Origin of the sequence: Methanobrevibacter sp. 87.7, assembly GCF_002208625.1 — an archaeon.
Taxonomy (GTDB): Archaea; Methanobacteriota; Methanobacteria; order Methanobacteriales; family Methanobacteriaceae; genus Methanarmilla.
In genome coordinates this window covers 1-4,166 of the sequence record NZ_MRCT01000150.1, presented here as the reverse complement: position 1 = coordinate 4,166, position 4,166 = coordinate 1, and the positions used below count along the sequence as shown (strand labels likewise).

General features: G+C 21.3%; 2 protein-coding genes and 1 tRNA gene. All 3 read left to right on the top strand.

The window, feature by feature from the left end; all coding sequences use genetic code 11:
- The first annotated feature begins 1,285 nt into the window (after positions 1 to 1,285).
- The 3 genes from BGI41_RS06920 (at position 1,286) to BGI41_RS06910 (ending at position 3,883) form a co-directional block, all read left to right on the top strand.
- A complete protein-coding gene (locus tag BGI41_RS06920) occupies positions 1,286 to 2,323 on the top strand; it encodes a DUF354 domain-containing protein (protein ID WP_088539832.1) in 1,038 nt (345 codons plus the stop codon).
- Between the two features lie 163 nt (positions 2,324 to 2,486).
- A tRNA-Ala gene (locus BGI41_RS06915) sits at positions 2,487 to 2,559 on the top strand.
- A gap of 241 nt (positions 2,560 to 2,800) precedes the next feature.
- A complete protein-coding gene (locus BGI41_RS06910; RefSeq protein WP_088539831.1) occupies positions 2,801 to 3,883 on the top strand; it encodes a hypothetical protein in 1,083 nt (360 codons plus the stop codon).
- Positions 3,884 to 4,166: the final 283 nt, after the last annotated feature.

The following is a 4,166-nucleotide window of genomic DNA, read 5'->3' as shown; positions in this document are numbered from 1 at the left end:
TATTTATTCTATTTTTATTTATTTTATTATTTATTTAATTTTATTCTTTTTATTTTTTTATTATTTATATAAAATTTTATTTTATTAAACTAAATTTTTCATAAAAAATTTAGGTATACCTAAACATTTATATACTAGTTCTGACTTATTATTATATAAGAAATTTAGGTAAAACTAAAAATTTAAAAGAATTTACAAATAGCATAACGGAAATTAAAACTCACATTACCTTTCTATATAATCTTTTAAATTAAATATTATTTAACTCCATATATTGTTATAATAAATCAAATTATTTTACTTAAAATATCATATTATCTCTCTATTTATCTAAATTTCTTATGAAACACAGAGGATTAAAAGTATTTTCATAAAGTCCCACTTAAATCATTTATTTTTTCTCCGCTTTTAATCCTTCTCAACTATTCAATTTTTTTATTAAATTATATTATTTTATTGTTTTTTAATTTAATTTATTAACATAGAATTATATTTTCTTAATTTCAGTGTTTTTTATAGAATATTTTTTATTAAATTAAATTTATTAATTAAATTATTATTATTATTTGAGATTAAAATAAATTTTATTATTTATTTTTCCATATTTATAAGTTCATGATTATGATTGAAATTTTCAGAATTTAAATTTTTTAATGTTATAATTTTTTTCTAGTATTTTTATTAGTTTTATATTTTTTTATTACATATCTTAGGAAATATCAATAAAAAATTTAGGCATACCTAAACATTTATATACTAGTTCTAACTTACTATTATATAAGAAATTTAGGCATACCTAAAAATTATAATTGTCATTATATTACTCTGCATGATCTTGAAATTATAGTTTTCATTACATATATTATCTGCCAAAAATTTTATGCCGAATTTCTTTTAAAAAACAGTCGGATCAAAAGTTTCTATCTAAAAAATTAGAAAAAAGCCTTAAATCACACTCTTAAAAAAATTAACTTTTGATTCACACTCAAATGTTTTTTAACCTCTCTTTAAAAAACATATTAAATCATAAGCATAATCTTATTAATAAAAGCCTTAAATCACATTATAATCTGCTTTTGATTTAATATTCAAATGTTTTTTAAAGTTGTTTTTATTATTTTTTTTTATTAAAATTGTTTTTTTACTTATTTTTTATTTAGTTTATAAATATTATTTTTAAAGTTTTTCTATTTTTTCTAAATAAAGTTTATATTTATTAATTAAAACAAAACTTGTTTTAATATGAAATTACATATTTATGATTAATTTAATTATAAATTAATAAGTGGTTAAAATGAAGATTTGGATAGATATTACAAATGCACCACATGTACGTTTCTTTAGAGATGTAATTAATTATTTCAAAAATGAAGGGGAAGATGTAATAGTTACCACTAGAGATTTTGGTGATATTCATAAACTTATGGATATGTATAATTTAGATTACATTTCAGTAGGACATCATGGTGTTTCATTATATGAAAAACTTAGAGATTCAACAGAACGTATTAATGAGTTAATTGATATTATTGCTCCTGAAAAACCTGATGTAGCAATTAGTAAACATTCAATAGAATTACCAAGAATAGCTTATGGTCTTGGAATTCCTAGTTTATTTGTTCTTGATAATGAACATGCAACTGCAGCAAATAAACTTACTCTTCCATTATGTAATAGAATAATATCTCCAAATGTTATTGATATGTGGAAATTAATGGAATATGGTGCAGATCCAAATAAAATTATCCGTTATAAAGGTACTAGTGAATTAATGCATTTTAAACATTTTAAATATAATGAAAATATATTTGAAGATTTAGGGCTTGATTTAAAATTTGATAAAACAATTTTTATGAGACCAGAACCATCACTTGCATCTTATTTAGATACTGATTGTAATAAATCTGTTTTAACCCCTATTGTAGATAGACTTAAAGATTATGCAAATATTTTAATTTTACCAAGATTTAAAAAACAAGCTGAAATATTTGAAGGAATTGAAAATGTTACAATTCTTAATCCACCAGTAGATACTTCAAGTATTATTAAAAGAAGTGATCTTGTAATTGGTGCTGGAGGAACTATGAATAGGGAAGCAGCTATTTTACAAACTCCTGTAATTTCATGTTATCCAGGTAAAACTTTATCAGTAGATCAATATTATGTAGATAATGGTTTAATGTTTAGATCTATTGATGATGATGAAATAGTGTCTACTGCATTAGATTTTATTGTAAATCCACATAAAAAAGTAAATATAAAACATGATGATTTATTTAAAATAATTATTGATAATGTTTATAAACTTGCTAATGATGATTAATTTTTTTTATTCTTATTAGTTTGTTTTTTTATATTATAACTTTCTATTATGTATAAATTTGCTAATTTAGTAATCTATACATTAAGATTAATTCTTATTAATTTTTAATATAAATTTTTATTGTTTATTGTTATTTTTTTAATTTCAAAGGATTATTTTTTTAGGGCTGGTAGATCAGATGGTAGATCGTTACCTTGGCATGGTAAAGGCCTCGGGTTCAAATCCCGATCAGTCCATTTAAAAGTTTATTTTATTATTTTTTTTAAAATTAGTTTTTTTATTTTATTTAATTTAAATAAAAACAATAGTTTTAATATAATTAAAATATAAATTAAATTAATATAAAATATAATATAGTTTAATATAATTCATTATTATTTACGATATTTAAATATCGGATTTTATGTTTTATATGTATTAATTTCTTATTATAATTTTTTTATATTTTATAAAAAATATTATTTTTAGTGATAAAACATGTTATTGATTGCGCAAAATCATTTACAATTAATTATTGAAATAGGAATCATTTTAATTGCTTCAATGATTTTTATTATAAATTTAGTTCCTTTATCACTTAGTGTAGTTACATTCTTATCTTTATTCTTGTCAGGAGCGTTTATGTTACTTTTTGCAGCTGATATTCTCATGCTGTTTTTATCATTTGGTCAAAATGAGTTTACTCATCCATTTGGTCCTCTTGCTCTTGCATGTGTAATTACAGCACTATCATCGATGAAGGTAATGGAAGAGTCGGGTGTGAATGTTAAAGGTCTTAAAAAATTAGTATACCTTATTATTATTGGTATTACTGTTTTTGGTGGAATGATGCACAGATCTTTCCTTACTCTTTGGATTTTAGGTTTATTCATAGGATACACAATGATATCTAAATCTTTCAGACAAAAATCTGTTTTCACTTTAAAAAGGATTTTCATGTTTTTAGGTTTAATTGTTATAGCATTTGGTTTACTCCAAGGTTTATCTATGGTTTTAAACATGCCTATTTTCTCTCCTATGTTAAGGATTGCAAGGATTGAAACATATTCTGGTAGTAGTATTAAAACTGTACTTGCAAATACTCAACTTATTGGTCATAATATAAATGCTTCTTATTGGTCTAATGCTACAGCAACAGGATTTGCTGAAGGTTATATTTCATTACCAATGCAATTTATATTGTTCTTTGGTTTACCATATCCTGTATTCTTTGGTACATTAGTAAACCAGAAAGATACAATTGATTACATGTTAAGTGGTATCTTTGGATATGCTTTTGATTTTGGATATTTAGGTTTAATTGGTCTTATAATATTTGTTTTATTTGTAATTGTTGTAGGACTTAAAGTTTTAACTATATATCGTCAATTAAGAGAGAAGAAAAGTCAAAAATTTTTAGGAAGGGAAGTTCTTTTAATTGGTTGTCTTTCTGCATTTATTGCACAGACTTTAATTGGTTGTTTCATATTTAATAGGACTATTAACGGTTTAGCATTATTAACGTTCTTGTTCTTAGCTGCTTTAGTCTTAGGACATTCGGTTGTTGTAACGAGACATTAAACTTTTTTAAGTTTAATTTCTCAACTTTTTTTTATTTTTTTTATTAATTTTTATTTTTTTAATGTTTTTTGTTTTTATTTCTTGTTTTTTGTGTTTTTTTAATTTTTAGTGTTTTTTTTTTATTTCTAATTTTTATTTTGTTATTTTTTTTATTTTTTATCTATTAATTACTATTTTTTTACTTATATCACTGTATATTTATTTATTCATAATTTTTTTATTTTAAATTTCTTTTTATTAAAAATTAAAATATTGTTTTTTAAATTTTAATTTAATCTTATCA

Bases quoted from the DNA above. Each gene is read 5' to 3' on its own strand.
- BGI41_RS06910 (WP_088539831.1), top strand. From the start codon at position 2,801: ATGTTATTGATTGCGCAAAATCATTTACAATTAATTATTGAAATAGGA.